The sequence below is a fragment of the Salinimicrobium maris genome (assembly GCF_049680855.1).
Lineage (GTDB): Bacteria > Bacteroidota > Bacteroidia > Flavobacteriales > Flavobacteriaceae > Salinimicrobium.
The window spans coordinates 94,459-107,737 of record NZ_JBMPGS010000001.1 but is presented as its reverse complement, the minus strand read 5'-3'; the positions used below and the strand labels follow the sequence as shown (position 1 = coordinate 107,737).

Below are 13,279 nucleotides of genomic sequence, written 5' to 3'. Positions count from 1 at the left end.
ATGAGGTTTTGAAGCCGAATTCTAATAAATTTAAACGCTATGTCAACGCTGTTCACCAAGATCATAAACGGGGAAATTCCCGCCTATAAAGTAGCAGAAAATGATGATTTTCTGGCATTTTTGGATATCCGCCCCAATGCTAAGGGACATACTTTGTGTATTCCGAAGAAGGAGGAAAATAAAATCTTTGATCTTGAGGAAGAAACTTACCAGGAGCTTATGCGTTTTTCCCGAAAAGTGGCAATAGCACTTGAAAAAGCGATTTCATGCAAACGTGTGGGAATGGCAGTGGTGGGGCTTGAAGTTCCTCATGTGCATGTGCATTTAATTCCGTTGAACGCGATGAGCGATATGGACTTTAGCAATAGTCTTTCTTTTTCTGAAGAAGAATTTCAGCAAATTGCAAATGGTATCAAGGCGCAGCTGTAAAATTACTTCGGAAAAATAGGTTGAAAAAGGCCATTTTTGAGAAGTTTTCAGGCAACCTTCTTCAGCTTGGGCAAGGTGATCTGAAAGGTGGTTCCTTTGTTTATCTCGCTATGGCTTACCTTTATTTTTCCTTTATGATATTGCTCAATAATGCGCTTTGAAAGCGAAAGGCCAAGTCCCCAGCCGCGTTTTTTGGTGGTGTAGCCGGGTTCAAAGATCTGCCGGAATTTATCCCTTGGAATTCCTTTTCCCGAATCCTGAATGAAAATGTGCACACATTTAGGTTCCTCCCGAATCCTGATGTAGAGATCTCCTTTTCCGCGCATGGCGTCAATGGCATTTTTTACAAGATTCTCAATCGTCCAGCTGTAAAGTTGTTTGTTGAGATCTACATAGATCACTTGATCTGGAAGGTCAACGCTAAAATTGATGAGTTTGGAACTCCGGCTTTTCAGGTAATCAAATGAGACCCGTGTTTGCTCTACAATATTGGCTGGTTTAAGTGTTGGCGCCGAACCTATTTTAGAGAACCTTTCAGTGATCGTTCTAAGTCGGTCAACATCTTTTTGCATTTCGGAAAGGTATGATTTGCTCACATTTTCCTGTTTCAGAAGTTCTATCCAGCCAATGAGGGAGGAGAGTGGTGTACCTATCTGGTGAGCAGTTTCCTTAGCCATTCCCGCCCATAGCTTGTTCTGTTCACTCGATTTTGTAGTGGTATAAAAGAAATAGATCACCGCTATGAAAAGGAGGATGATGAGCATTAAAACCAGTGGATAATACTTGAGTTTATTGAGCAGCGGGGAGTTTCCGTAGTAAATATGATGCACCTTCCCCGGTCCCAGGTCCATTTCTATGGGTTCGTTTTCTCCTTTGATCTCCTGCAGATAATTTTGAAGCTTTCTTTCTTCAGAAATAATCTCGTCGGGCACATTTAAAACGTCTACAATCTGGTCTTTTTCGTCTACCCAAATCGTGGGAATGCTGGTATTGTTGTTAATGATACTAAGGGTGAGATCAAGATCTGTATTTTCATCTGCCTGGTCTAGAGAAACCTGAGCGGCAGCCCAAACATTCATATTTCGGCGCTCGTCTTCCTTTAACCGCTGAAAAAAGATAACGGTGTTCCAGACGATTAAAATAATAATGGCAATGGAGGAAAAAACAAGAAACCAGCGGCGGAATTTCCGTTCGTCAGAAAAATTCATGTACCCTTACGTTTGTAAATTTTAAAGATAACGTTTTATAGGAATATTATTGTTAAGGCTTCTCTTTTCATTGAATAGTGGTTTCTTTACCTTTGTCAAAAATCCAGGAATGTTAACTATTGATCCTAAAGAATTGGAAACTCGTGAGCTTCACCAGTATATGCTGGGAGCTGTGGGGCCAAGGCCTATCGCGCTGGCAAGTACTATAGATTCTCAGGGCAGGCCGAATTTGTCGCCTTTTAGTTTTTTCAATATGTTTAGTACGAATCCGCCGGTGTTGATCTTTTCTCCGGCGAGAAGGGGAAGGGATAATACGGTGAAGCATACGTTCAATAATGCCAAAGCAACGAAAGAAGTTGTTATTAACGTAGTGAACTATGACATCGTGCAGCAGGTTTCATTGTCGAGTACGGAATATGCCGAAGGTGTGAATGAGTTTGAGAAAGCCGGCCTTTCAATGCTTAAGTCTGAAGTGGTAAAACCTTTCAGGGTGAAGGAATCTCCGGTGCAGTTTGAGTGCAAGATAAAGGAAGTTGTTGAACTGGGAGACCAGGGAGGATCTGGAAACCTTGTGATTTGTGAGGTCTTAAAAATGCATGTAAACGAAGCTATTCTTGGCGACGATGGTTTTATAGATCAACACAAGATAGACCTGGTGGCTAGAATGGGCGGCAACTGGTACAGCCGCGCGAAACCAGGAATGTTCGAAGTCCCAAAACCATTGGCTACCCTTGGAATGGGAATAGACGCCATTCCCGAGGAGATAAGAAAAAGCACTATCTTGACGGGGAATGATTTAGGCAGATTAGGTAACGTTGAAAAAGTGCCTTCCGAAGAAGAGATATTAGCATTTGGTAAAAACGAACCCGGATTGAATGAAATCCTTGAGGACAGGGAGAAAGTGCATAGAAAAGCAAAAGAATACCTCGATAAAGAGGAGCCGGCAGCAGCCTGGAAAATATTATTAGCAAAAAAGAAATAACATGGAAGTACAAGGAAAGATCAAGATGATTGATGAGACTAAAACCTACGGCAACAACGGTTTTAGAAAGAGAGAAGTGGTAATCACTACAGAGGAACAATATCCGCAGCATATTTTAGTAGAATTTGTTCAGGATAAATGTGACTTACTGAATAACTTCAGCGTTGGACAGCCGGTGAAGATCGGGGTGAATTTAAGAGGAAGAGAATGGGTAAACCCACAGGGAGAAACCAAATATTTCAATTCTATCCAGGGTTGGCGTATTGAAAACCTTGCAGCGCAATCTCAGGGAAATAACATGCCTCCTGTGCCACCTGCAGATCAATTTGAGCCTGCAGATAATATGAACGATGAAGATTATGACGATTTGCCATTTTAGAAAGCAAATTATAATTTGAAATACTGAAAGCCTGGCCGGTAAGGCCGGGCTTTTTGTGTAAAAAAAACCTGTTAAAAATGTACTTTTTGAGACCTGGTGAAAATTTTCCTTCAATAGAATTGGCTAATGAGGATGGCCTGCTGGCAGTTGGAGGCGACCTTTCTGTTGAGCGGCTTCAGGAAGCATACCGGCGCGGAATTTTCCCCTGGTATGATGCTTCACAGCCCATCCTGTGGTGGAGCCCCGATCCGCGGATGGTTCTTTTTCCAGATGAGCTGAAAGTCTCAAAAAGCATGAAGCAGTTGCTTCGAAAAGGTGCTTTTAAAGTCACATTTAATTCGGCTTTTGAGGAGGTAATCACAGCATGTGCTGCGATAAAGAGGGGTGGCCAACAAGGGACATGGATCACGCCGCATATGAAACAAGCTTATCTTAAGCTTCACCGCCTGGGCTGGGCCTATTCTGTAGAGGTTTGGCAGGAAGATTTCCTTGCCGGCGGCCTCTACGGAATCTATTTAAAGGAGCAAAAGGTGTTTTGCGGCGAAAGCATGTTCACAAAAGTCAGCAATGCCTCAAAGTACGGGTTCATACAACTGGTAGAAAAGCTAAAGGAGGAAGGAGTTCAGCTAATAGACTGCCAGCTGCATACAAATCATCTTGAAAGTCTGGGTGCCCGGGAGATCGCTAGAAAAGAGTTTCAAAAATACCTTTTTTGAATCTCTGGCTGGGGATAATTTCCGGAACTATAAAATTTTTATAAAACCGCCCGTCTTCTCCCTAAATTCAAAACAATTAAGGCTGAATTACTTAACTTTAGGTCCATGATTGAGGATCTATTGAATACGGAAACAGCAACGCCTTCGGCATTTATTGCCTATGTACTTATTTTCTTCTTTGCGATTTTGTTCCGGTATTTTGTGGCTGCAGGAATTTTCTATTATTACTATTATGTTTGGAATTCGGATAAATTCAGTGAAAAGAGGTTAAGTACCAGGAAACTTCGAAAAGGTCAGCTTAGAAAAGAGATCATCTGGAGTACAAAATCTTCGGCAATCTTCGCTTTTGCAGGTGCTGTAACTTACTGGCTGTGGCAAAAAGGCTGGACGGCTGTCTACCTGGATGTACAGGAATTTGGCTACTGGTATCTTCCGGTAAGCCTTTTGATCGTCCTGCTCATTCATGAGACTTACTATTACTGGGTTCATAGGTGGATGCACCATCCGCGGGTGTTTCGCCGTGTGCATAAGGTGCATCATGATAGTTTCACACCAACACCCTGGACAGCTTTTTCCTTTCATCCATGGGAAAGTCTTATCGAAGCTTTGATCCTGCCGCTAATACTGCTTGTAGTGCCTGTTCACCTGTTTGTTTTGGGGTTTTACCTGCTGCTCATGACGGTTAGCAGCGTTATAAACCACCTTGGGATAGAAATTTACCCTGAAAGTTTTCAGAAAAGCTGGTTTGGCCGCCAATTTATTGGAGCTACTCACCATCATTATCATCATGAAGAGTATATAACGAATTATGGCCTATATTTTACATTTTGGGATAGGCTGATGGGAACCGAAAGTGAAAAGATGGAATCTGTCTCTGCAGAAAAGAAGCAGCGTTCGCATTAATTACCTTCCAAAAATGCCAATTTCAGAAAGATTTCTATAGTTTTAGCGTGGCAGCAGTAAGAAAGAATAGTTCATTCTGGGGATTTCGTACATAATTATCTCTTCGGAATTCAGTTCCGAAATAAAACTGCCAGTCATCAAAAGTGGTATTCTTCAATCCAATTTCGAGTCGCTGTTCGGGTTCAGGTTTGGACTGTGGGGAGATAGCGTATAATGCTTCTGTAGCTAGTTGTAACGTAAAGTGAGAATTGAGTTGTTTTGATAAACCAAACTCATACCGCAGCCTGAAAATAGTTTCTGAACTTCTAAGTCTTTGCTCGAACCTTGCTCTATGGGACCATCCGAGGAAGTTATTGGAATCTTTCGAGCTGAATTGCTCGATAAATCTCATTTCATCCTCTCTCTGGTCATTGAAGATCTTCCTGAAGCGATATCTAAGCCCCAGGCTTAGGCTTGATTTTTCCCATGCTTGGTAAGAAGTGAAATGGTTGATCTCGAAATGCACATTGGCGTAATCATTCTCATCTAAATCTTTCACTGTCTCGAGGAGAACTCCGCGGTTTGCAAATCCAAAAGAATAAGACCAACGCGTCTCGGTAGAAAGCGCTACTTTAAATTCCGGTTCAAGTAAATAAGCGTCAATTTCTTGCGAAATTGAAGTGCTGTTACTAAAAATGAAAAGTACGACAAAAAGGATTTTTATTTTTTTGTAGTAAAAGGCTTTTTTCATGCTATGATTCTTATTCAAACTTCGCTGTATCTAAAACAAGTAGTTTCGTGATCGTTGACCATGCCTGTTGCTTGCATGTGGGCATATACAACTGTGGGGCCTACAAATTTAAAACCCCTTTTTTTGAGATCTTTGCTTAAAGCAATGCTTACTGCAGTAGTGGCTGGTGCGTCTTTATAATTCTCCCAACTGTTTTTTACAGGTTGCGCATTTACGAAGCCCCAAATATAATTAGAAAATGTGTCAAATTCCTCTTGAATTGCCATAAAGGCTGCAGCATTTGTCACGGTTGCTCTTATTTTTTGTTGATTTCTAATTATGCCTTCATTTTGTAGCAGTTCCTGGATTTTTTCTTCAGGGTATTTGGCTATTTTCTTATAGTTAAAATTGTCAAATGCTTTCCTGAAGTTTTCACGTTTTCTAAGGATTGTGATCCAGCTGAGTCCTGCCTGAAAGGTTTCTAAAATGAGGAATTCAAAGATGGTTTCATCATCGTAAACGGGTACACCCCATTCGGTGTCATGGTAAGCTTCGTAAAGGGCGTCACCTTCACACCAGCCGCAGCGTTTTTTTTCTCTTATCATTGTCCCTGAAAGTAATAAGTGATGGTTCCTTTTTGTTCATTGCGCCCACTCAGCCTGGAGAAGGAGGCTCCCGCAGCATAATCAAGTGCCCGGTCTACCAGGCACTCATTCGAAGATGTAGAGCTAACTTTGTTAATTGAAGTGTTGATAACCCGGCCTTCCTCGTTAACCAATATATTTACTACGATCTTTCCCCGAGTATCGCAGGTATAGATAGGGTTTGGGATTTGATAGGCAGATCTTCCTACGAGAGAAAAAGAAATAGAACTGTTCCTGTAGTTTCCCGTGTTGGGAGATATTTCTTCGGAAAAATCATCTCCATCAGATTGTTGCTGTGCTTTTTCCTGTTTATTGGTATTTAAATTTACGTCCCCTTCAGAAGTTGTTGCCTCATCTGTTTCGGAAGCTGTTTGTTGCGAGGCATTTCTTTCAAATATTTCCTGAAGACGAGTTTCAAAATCGGAAGTTCTTTGCTGTTGATTTTGGTTGTATGCCTGGTGGGTTCGTTGCTGGGAAGGTTGCGGTGCAGACGGTTCTTGTTCCTCAGCAGGTTCAGGGGCTTTTTCAACTTCCGGTTCTTCAACTTTGAAGTTTTCGAGGTCTACGAGTGTTTCCTGTCGTTCTTTCTTTGTATTTGAAAGTTGGATGTTGTACATAAGGAGCAGCAACAGGGATAGCAGGAGAACGGTAATAATCAAAGCTTTATTTTGATCAAAAAATCCCATATTTCGCTGCAGTTTTTCCCTTAAAGATACTCATTTATGAAAGAATCAAGGGAAAGGGCATCGTCTACTTTAAACTCCCCGATTCTCGTTCTGCGCAGGCTAGATAAATATCCGCCGCTGCCAAGTTCTTTACCAAAATCATGCGCCAGGCTTCTAATATACGTTCCCTTGCTGCATATCACTCGAAAAGAAACTTCGGGAAAGTTAATTTTTGTTATTTCAAATTCGGATATAGTGATACTTCTTGAAGAAATCTTAACATTTTCCCCTTTTCGAGCGTATTCGTAAAGCCTTTTACCGTCTTTTTTAAGTGCTGAGAAAACCGGCGGATATTGTTGAATATCTCCAGTAAACGCTTTTGTGGCAGCTTTTACTTTATCTTCGGTTAGATGATCTATGGGATAAGTTTCATCCACTTCGGTCTCCAGGTCATAAGAGGGCGTGGTGGCCCCGAGCGTGATGGTGCCAGTATATTCTTTTTCCTGCCCCTGGAAAGTTTCTATTCTCTTGGTCATTTTTCCGGTGCAGAGAATAAGTAATCCAGTAGCGAGGGGATCTAATGTCCCGGCGTGCCCGACCTTAATTTTCTTGATCTCGCAGTTCTTTCGTATGAGCCATCGCACTTTGTTGACCAGCTGGAAGGAAGTCCACTCAAGGGGCTTGTCGAACAGGAGAATTTTACCTGCTTTAAAGTCTTCTGCTGTAATTTTTTCAGACATTGGAGTACTCATATATGATGGCTATAAGTCCGACGATGAAGCAATAGACAGCAAAATAAGATAGCTTGCTCTTTCGTACTAATTGTATCATCCAGGTACAGGCTGCAAATCCTGCGACAAAAGCAGCGATGAATCCTGCTAAAAGAGGAGTTAGTTCCATGGTGGTATTAGAAAGATCACCAAAAAGTAGGTCTTTTGCAATTTTTCCTAGGATCAACGGAACGACCATAAGGAAGGAGAAACGTGCGGCCTTAGTCTTATCATTCCCCAACAGTACAGAAGTGGAAATGGTCGCGCCACTTCTTGAAATCCCGGGTAAAAGGGCGATGGCCTGTGCAAAGCCTATGACAAAAGCATTAGCATAACTTACCGGTTTTTCGGTATTTTTTGCTTTATCTGCCAGCCATAAAAGCAGTGCGGTGATCAATAGCATAAAACCTACAAAGAGAAGATTTCCGCCGAAGAGCAATTCGAGTTGCTCTTCAAAAAATAAACCTACAAAGGCTGCGGGAATCATGGAAAGAATGATCTTCATTGAAAAAATGGTTTCACTGTTCCATTTAAATTGAAATAATCCACGCAGTATATCTGCAATATCTTTTCTAAACACCACAATAGTACTCAGAGCAGTAGCAAAATGAAGTACCACGGTAACCATTAAAGACTCTTCGGGCATGCTGTCATCTCCTAACAGTGCTTTGCCAATTTCAAGATGTCCGCTGGAGGAAACAGGAAGAAATTCAGTTAAGCCCTGGATAATACCAAGGATTATAGCGTCAATAATTTCCATTTATTTTTTTTGTGGATTCAGAAGTATGGCGTAAACTTCTATGGCAAAACCAATTAGCACCAGGGTTGGGGCAAGACGAATCCTTCTGAAGTTATAAATTTCAGGATTAAAAACATTTGGATCGTCACTACCTCCACCAGACATCAGGATAAAACCTAATGCAATTACTGCAAGGCCTATTGCCATGACGACATAATTTTTCTTTCCGAAGACAAAACTTAAATCCTGTTTGTGTAAAGGCTTCTTGTTTTTGTTCATTTTTACTTTTTTTGAATCTTGATTTTTACAAAATTCTGTGGTTATCACAAAAAAATGCTAGTAATACAACTCGTCAGTTTTAAGGTTAAGAAAGCGTTGGGTGGCAAAAAAGGTACTTAACCAGGTTATTATTACACCCATAAAAAATACACCTGCAAACAAGACAATTAAAATTGTAGAGTCGTTTAACAGGTTGAGCTGGGGAAAGCTTTTTTGCATGTAGTACAGTACGGCGCCCATACCCATAAGGGCGAGTACGGCTCCTATCATTCCAAGTTTTACACTTTGCCATATAAACGGCTTTCTGATAAAACGCTTTGTAGCGCCCACCATTTGCATAGTTTTTATGGTGAACCTTTTTGAGTAAACAGATAATCTTATGGAGCTGTTGATCAATAAAACCGCGATAAAAGTGAAGATCGCACTTATGGCCAGGATCCAGAAACTTATTTTAGTTACGTTTTCATTTAAAAGAGAGATCAACGGCTTATCATAAACTACTTCATCTACAAAGTTTTTGCTTTGCAGTTCCTGAGCAATGGTATCTACCTCTCCAGAACTGATATAATCTGCCTGTAGGTAAACATCAATTGAATTTTGCAGCGGATTGTAACCCAAGAATTCCATGAAATCCTCCCCAATTTCTTTGCTGTGTGCCTCGGCCGCTTCCTCTTTGGAAATAAAGGTGGTACTTTTGGTATATTCAGCCAATGCCAAACTTTTTTCAAGCTGCGTCATTTCTACCTCTTTCGCAGTATCCTTGAAATATATGGTGAGGGCAATCTGTTCTTTAAAGTGATCGGCTATTTTTTTGGTGTTCAGCACCAGCAAACCAAGCAACCCCATTAGAAACAGTACCAGTGCGATACTTATCACGACTGAAAAATAAGAGGAGATCAAACGCCTTTTTTGATACCTTTCAAAAGATGAACTCATAGAATAGCTTCAGGAATTTTGTGTAAAAATAAGAAAGTAAATCATTCTCATTCTTTAAAACGCTCAAACTTTTCACTTTCGTACATTAAGTGTATTTTTGCCCTTTCCTGAACTGTTTCAGGAGGTTTTACCTTGAAATTACTGCAGAATAAACTTCAGAAATGAGTTACAACTTCAACAAAATAGAAGCCGATTGGCAAAAATACTGGGCAGAGAATCAAACTTTCAAAGCTTTAAATGATTCAGATAAACCAAAATACTATGTGCTGGATATGTTTCCATATCCGTCGGGCGCAGGGTTGCACGTAGGGCATCCCCTGGGCTACATCGCCAGTGATATATATGCCAGGTACAAACGCCACAAGGGCTTCAATGTGCTGCATCCGCAGGGATACGACAGTTTTGGGTTGCCTGCAGAGCAGTATGCCATTCAAACCGGGCAACATCCTTCGTTGACGACCGAGCAGAATATTAAACGTTACCGCGAACAACTTGATAAAATCGGATTCTCCTTTGACTGGAGCAGGGAAGTGCGCACCAGCGATCCTGAATATTACCGGTGGACACAGTGGATTTTCATCCAGTTGTTTAATTCCTGGTATGATGAAGCTTCTCAAAAAGCACGTCCTGTTTCTGAACTTGAAGAGATCTTTTCTGCGGAAGGAAATTTAACGGTGAAAGCGACCTGTGATGATGATGTACAGGATTTTTCTGCAGAAGAATGGCGTTCTTTTTCTTCAGAAGAAAAACAAGAGCAATTATTAAAATACAGGTTGACCTACTTAGCTGAAACTGAAGTGAACTGGGTTCCTCAATTGGGGACAGTGCTGGCGAATGATGAAATTGTCAACGGAGTTTCAGAACGTGGAGGCTATCCTGTAGTGAGAAAGAAAATGACCCAATGGAGCATGCGCATTTCTGCCTACGCAGAACGTTTGCTGCAGGGGCTTGAAAATATTGACTGGACAGAAAGCTTGAAGGAAAGTCAGCGCAACTGGATTGGAAAATCTGTTGGGGCCATGGTCCGGTTTAATCTTCAGGAGGAGACCCTGAAAAAAGTTCAGGGTGACGATAAAACAGGAGCTGCACCAGGAATTTCTGTTTTTACTACCCGACCTGATACCATCTACGGAGTAACCTTTATGACCCTGGCTCCCGAGCATGATCTGGTTTCAAAAATCACCACTCCCGAACAAAAGGAAGAAGTCGAAGCTTATGTTGCGGCGAGTGCTAAACGCAGTGAGCGCGAACGGATGGCCGATGTGAAAACCATTAGCGGAGTCTTTACCGGCGCGTATGCAGAGCATCCTTTTACGAAAGAACCGGTGCCAATCTGGATTGGGGACTATGTCCTGGCTGGTTACGGAACCGGTGCCGTAATGGCGGTTCCCTGTGGTGACCAGAGGGATTATGATTTTGCAAAACATTTTGCCGGACAAAATGGAATGCCTGCAATAAAGAACATTTTTAAGGATATTGACATTTCCGAAGAAGCTTTTTCAGGCAAGGAAGGAACTGTGATCGCAAATTCAGACTTCCTTAGCGGAATGCCTTACAAAAAAGCCTTAAAAGCTTCCATAGAAAAACTGGAAGAGATGGGGCAGGGAAAAGGAAAAACAAATTACAGGTTGCGAGATGCCGTTTTTTCTCGTCAGCGCTATTGGGGAGAGCCATTCCCGGTCTATTATGTAAACGGAATGCCGCAGATGATTTCTGAAGAACATTTGCCGATTCGCCTACCTGAAGTGGAGAAATATCTTCCAACAGAAACCGGGGAACCGCCCTTGGGGAATTCCTCAAAATGGGCCTGGGATACTTCCAGGAACGAGGTAGTCAAAAATGACAAAATTGATCATGTTTCTGTTTTTCCGCTGGAGCTTAATACCATGCCGGGCTGGGCAGGAAGCAGCTGGTACCTTTTCAGATATATGGATCCGCATAATGATGAGCGTTTTGTTTCTTCGGAAGCACAGCAGTACTGGGAGAACGTAGATCTTTACATTGGCGGAAGCGAACACGCAACAGGACACTTGTTGTATTCCAGGTTCTGGACAAAATTTTTAAAAGACCGTAATTTTCTATCAGTTGAAGAGCCTTTTAAAAAGCTCATCAACCAGGGGATGATTCTTGGAACGAGTGCGTTTGTATACAGGTTGGAAGGAGAAAATAAATTTGTTTCTAATAATCTTATTGAAGGGAAAGCTGTTCAGCAAATCCACGCCGATATTTCTCTTGTGAATTTTTCAGATGAACTGGATATTGAAGGTTTCAAAAACTGGCGCCCGGAATTTAAAGATGCTGAATTTATCACAGAAAAAAATGGCTCCTACATTGTTGGAAGGGAAGTCGAAAAAATGTCCAAATCCAAATATAACGTGGTAAATCCCGATGATATTTGTGAAGATTTTGGTGCTGACACGCTTCGGATGTATGAAATGTTCCTTGGTCCGCTGGAGCAGGCGAAACCCTGGAATACTGCCGGGATCACCGGAGTGCATAATTTCCTGAAAAAGCTGTGGAAGCTGTATCATACCTCACCTTCGAGGGAAGAGGAGGTGTTTTCTTTTTCAGAAGGAAAAGCTTCAGCCGATTCTTTGAAGACATTGCATAAAACCATTAAAAAGGTAACCGAGGATATTGAGAATTTCAGCTTCAATACTTCAGTTTCAACATTTATGATTTGTGTGAATGAACTTTCGGCTCAAAAATGTGATCAACGGGAGGTTCTTGAGCCATTAGCAATTCTTATTGCACCTTACGCGCCGCATATCGCAGAAGAATTGTGGAAGAGGCTTGGACATAATGAATCAATAACCACGGCTGCATATCCTGTTCATGAAGAAAAATTCCTGGTGGAAAGTACAAAAGAGTATCCTATTTCCTTTAATGGAAAGATGAGGTTTACCATGGAGCTTCCGCTGGACCTGTCAAAAGACGAAATCGAGAAGCAGGTAATGGCAAATGAAAAAACACAGCAACAACTGGCAGGGCGGGAGCCGAAAAAAGTAATTGTAGTACCTGGCAAGATCGTCAATATTGTAGGTTAGGTTTTCGGGAACTGACATCCCGCTGAAGCAGCTGCAGCTGTACGCTGACATGTAATAGGACATTATTTCATAGAAGACCAACTTCTTCAATTTGGCTGGATTTTTGTTTGTATGTTTATATAAAAATAAAAAACTATGATAGGATATTATATCATTGCGGGACTCATTTTTGTAGTGAGTTTGTATGTGAGTAACAAGCTCAAGAGTAAATTTAAGCACTACTCCAAGGTGCATCTCCAGAATGGCATGAGCGGTAAGGAGATTGCAGAAAAAATGCTTAGTGACAACGGCATTTATGATGTAAAAGTGATTTCAACTCCGGGAAAGCTAACAGATCATTATAATCCGGCGAAGAAGACCATCAACCTTAGTGAATCTGTTTATACTCAGCGTAACGCAGCCGCTGCGGCCGTAGCAGCTCACGAATGTGGTCATGCTGTGCAGCACGCCAAAGCCTATAGCTGGTTACAAATGAGGAGTAAATTGGTGCCGGTGGTAAGTGTGGCTTCTAAATTTTCGCAATGGGCGATTATGGGGGGCTTGATCCTTATGACAATGGTATCGGTAGGAATTGGGCAGACGGTGCTTCTAGTTGGTATTATACTTTATGGAATGGGAACACTTTTTAGTTTTATTACCCTTCCCGTAGAATATGACGCAAGTAAGAGAGCGCTGGTGTGGCTGGAAACAGGAAATATGCTGAATTCACAGGAACATAAAGCTGCTGAAGATTCCCTAAAGTGGGCTGCCCGTACCTATGTAGTGGCTGCCGTAGGTTCGCTTGCAACTTTATTGTACTTCCTGAGCATTTATTTGGGAAGGGATTAAAAAAAGAATTATCTAGATATCAAAAAAGGACGCTTTTGCGTCCTT

The 13,279-nt window shown here is 41.6% G+C and carries 15 protein-coding genes; 7 read left to right on the top strand and 8 right to left on the bottom strand.

The window, feature by feature from the left end:
- Positions 1 to 39 precede the first annotated feature (39 nt).
- The gene (locus ACOV1Q_RS00520) at positions 40 to 429 is read left to right on the top strand and encodes an HIT family protein (protein ID WP_424492475.1); all 390 of its coding nucleotides are present in this window, start codon (positions 40 to 42) and stop codon (positions 427 to 429) included.
- A 47-nt stretch (positions 430 to 476) separates the two neighbouring features.
- Here the strand turns inward: ACOV1Q_RS00520 and ACOV1Q_RS00515 are convergent, their stop codons facing one another.
- Positions 477 to 1,637, bottom strand: a complete 1,161-nt coding sequence (locus ACOV1Q_RS00515) for a sensor histidine kinase (RefSeq protein WP_424492474.1) — start codon at positions 1,635 to 1,637, stop codon at positions 477 to 479.
- A gap of 109 nt (positions 1,638 to 1,746) precedes the next feature.
- On the opposite strand from ACOV1Q_RS00515, the gene ACOV1Q_RS00510 reads away from it, so the two are divergent.
- The 4 genes from ACOV1Q_RS00510 (at position 1,747) to ACOV1Q_RS00495 (ending at position 4,617) form a co-directional block, all read left to right on the top strand.
- Positions 1,747 to 2,619 carry a flavin reductase family protein gene (locus ACOV1Q_RS00510; RefSeq protein ID WP_424492473.1) on the top strand — a complete coding sequence of 291 codons (873 nt, stop codon included), beginning with the start codon at positions 1,747 to 1,749 and terminating at the stop codon, positions 2,617 to 2,619.
- Between the two features lies 1 nt (position 2,620).
- Positions 2,621 to 2,998, top strand: coding sequence for a DUF3127 domain-containing protein (locus ACOV1Q_RS00505; RefSeq protein WP_424492472.1), 378 nt, complete (start codon positions 2,621 to 2,623; stop codon positions 2,996 to 2,998).
- Between the two features lie 77 nt (positions 2,999 to 3,075).
- Positions 3,076 to 3,714, top strand: a complete 639-nt coding sequence (gene aat / locus ACOV1Q_RS00500) for a leucyl/phenylalanyl-tRNA--protein transferase (protein WP_424492471.1) — start codon at positions 3,076 to 3,078, stop codon at positions 3,712 to 3,714.
- Between the two features lie 105 nt (positions 3,715 to 3,819).
- Complete coding sequence (locus tag ACOV1Q_RS00495; RefSeq protein ID WP_424492470.1) at positions 3,820 to 4,617, top strand: sterol desaturase family protein; 798 nt, start codon at positions 3,820 to 3,822, stop codon at positions 4,615 to 4,617.
- A 34-nt stretch (positions 4,618 to 4,651) separates the two neighbouring features.
- Here ACOV1Q_RS00495 and ACOV1Q_RS00490 read toward each other — a convergent pair whose 3' ends face one another.
- Genes ACOV1Q_RS00490 through ACOV1Q_RS00460 form a run of 7 tightly spaced genes read right to left on the bottom strand, consistent with a single transcriptional unit; the run spans position 4,652 to position 9,359 of the window.
- A complete protein-coding gene (locus ACOV1Q_RS00490) occupies positions 4,652 to 5,347 on the bottom strand; it encodes a DUF2490 domain-containing protein (protein ID WP_424492469.1) in 696 nt (231 codons plus the stop codon).
- Between the two features lie 14 nt (positions 5,348 to 5,361).
- On the bottom strand, positions 5,362 to 5,931 hold the full coding sequence (locus ACOV1Q_RS00485) for a DNA-3-methyladenine glycosylase I (protein WP_424492468.1): 570 nt from the start codon (positions 5,929 to 5,931) through the stop codon (positions 5,362 to 5,364).
- Positions 5,928 to 6,656: a hypothetical protein gene (locus ACOV1Q_RS00480; RefSeq protein ID WP_424492467.1), complete on the bottom strand. Its 729-nt coding sequence runs from the start codon at positions 6,654 to 6,656 to the stop codon at positions 5,928 to 5,930. Before ACOV1Q_RS00480 ends, ACOV1Q_RS00485 begins: the two co-directional genes overlap by 4 nt.
- A 20-nt stretch (positions 6,657 to 6,676) precedes the next feature.
- Positions 6,677 to 7,387: a tRNA pseudouridine(55) synthase TruB gene (gene truB, locus ACOV1Q_RS00475; RefSeq protein WP_424492466.1), complete on the bottom strand. Its 711-nt coding sequence runs from the start codon at positions 7,385 to 7,387 to the stop codon at positions 6,677 to 6,679.
- Positions 7,368 to 8,165 (bottom strand): undecaprenyl-diphosphate phosphatase, encoded by a 798-nt coding sequence (locus ACOV1Q_RS00470; protein WP_424492465.1) that lies wholly within the window; start codon positions 8,163 to 8,165, stop codon positions 7,368 to 7,370. Before ACOV1Q_RS00470 ends, truB begins: the two co-directional genes overlap by 20 nt.
- Positions 8,166 to 8,423: a DUF3098 domain-containing protein gene (locus tag ACOV1Q_RS00465; RefSeq protein WP_424492464.1), complete on the bottom strand. Its 258-nt coding sequence runs from the start codon at positions 8,421 to 8,423 to the stop codon at positions 8,166 to 8,168. It abuts the gene before it with no gap.
- A gap of 57 nt (positions 8,424 to 8,480) precedes the next feature.
- Entirely contained in the window at positions 8,481 to 9,359 is an 879-nt protein-coding gene (locus ACOV1Q_RS00460) for a cell division protein FtsX (protein WP_424492463.1), read from the bottom strand.
- A 161-nt stretch (positions 9,360 to 9,520) separates the two neighbouring features.
- Between ACOV1Q_RS00460 and leuS the strand changes: the two genes are divergently transcribed.
- Positions 9,521 to 12,406 (top strand): leucine--tRNA ligase, encoded by a 2,886-nt coding sequence (gene leuS / locus ACOV1Q_RS00455; protein WP_424492462.1) that lies wholly within the window; start codon positions 9,521 to 9,523, stop codon positions 12,404 to 12,406.
- A 135-nt stretch (positions 12,407 to 12,541) separates the two neighbouring features.
- On the top strand, positions 12,542 to 13,234 hold the full coding sequence (locus ACOV1Q_RS00450) for a zinc metallopeptidase (protein WP_424492461.1): 693 nt from the start codon (positions 12,542 to 12,544) through the stop codon (positions 13,232 to 13,234).
- Positions 13,235 to 13,279: the final 45 nt, after the last annotated feature.

Coding starts and splice junctions, on each gene's coding strand:
- ACOV1Q_RS00520 (WP_424492475.1), top strand. CDS start 40: ATGTCAACGCTGTTCACCAAGATCATAAACGGGGAAATTCCCGCCTAT.
- ACOV1Q_RS00515 (WP_424492474.1), bottom strand. CDS start 1,637: ATGAATTTTTCTGACGAACGGAAATTCCGCCGCTGGTTTCTTGTTTTT.
- ACOV1Q_RS00510 (WP_424492473.1), top strand. CDS start 1,747: ATGTTAACTATTGATCCTAAAGAATTGGAAACTCGTGAGCTTCACCAG.
- ACOV1Q_RS00505 (WP_424492472.1), top strand. CDS start 2,621: ATGGAAGTACAAGGAAAGATCAAGATGATTGATGAGACTAAAACCTAC.
- aat (WP_424492471.1), top strand. CDS start 3,076: ATGTACTTTTTGAGACCTGGTGAAAATTTTCCTTCAATAGAATTGGCT.
- ACOV1Q_RS00495 (WP_424492470.1), top strand. CDS start 3,820: ATGATTGAGGATCTATTGAATACGGAAACAGCAACGCCTTCGGCATTT.
- ACOV1Q_RS00490 (WP_424492469.1), bottom strand. CDS start 5,347: ATGAAAAAAGCCTTTTACTACAAAAAAATAAAAATCCTTTTTGTCGTA.
- ACOV1Q_RS00485 (WP_424492468.1), bottom strand. CDS start 5,931: ATGATAAGAGAAAAAAAACGCTGCGGCTGGTGTGAAGGTGACGCCCTT.
- ACOV1Q_RS00480 (WP_424492467.1), bottom strand. CDS start 6,656: ATGGGATTTTTTGATCAAAATAAAGCTTTGATTATTACCGTTCTCCTG.
- truB (WP_424492466.1), bottom strand. CDS start 7,387: ATGAGTACTCCAATGTCTGAAAAAATTACAGCAGAAGACTTTAAAGCA.
- ACOV1Q_RS00470 (WP_424492465.1), bottom strand. CDS start 8,165: ATGGAAATTATTGACGCTATAATCCTTGGTATTATCCAGGGCTTAACT.
- ACOV1Q_RS00465 (WP_424492464.1), bottom strand. CDS start 8,423: ATGAACAAAAACAAGAAGCCTTTACACAAACAGGATTTAAGTTTTGTC.
- ACOV1Q_RS00460 (WP_424492463.1), bottom strand. CDS start 9,359: ATGAGTTCATCTTTTGAAAGGTATCAAAAAAGGCGTTTGATCTCCTCT.
- leuS (WP_424492462.1), top strand. CDS start 9,521: ATGAGTTACAACTTCAACAAAATAGAAGCCGATTGGCAAAAATACTGG.
- ACOV1Q_RS00450 (WP_424492461.1), top strand. CDS start 12,542: ATGATAGGATATTATATCATTGCGGGACTCATTTTTGTAGTGAGTTTG.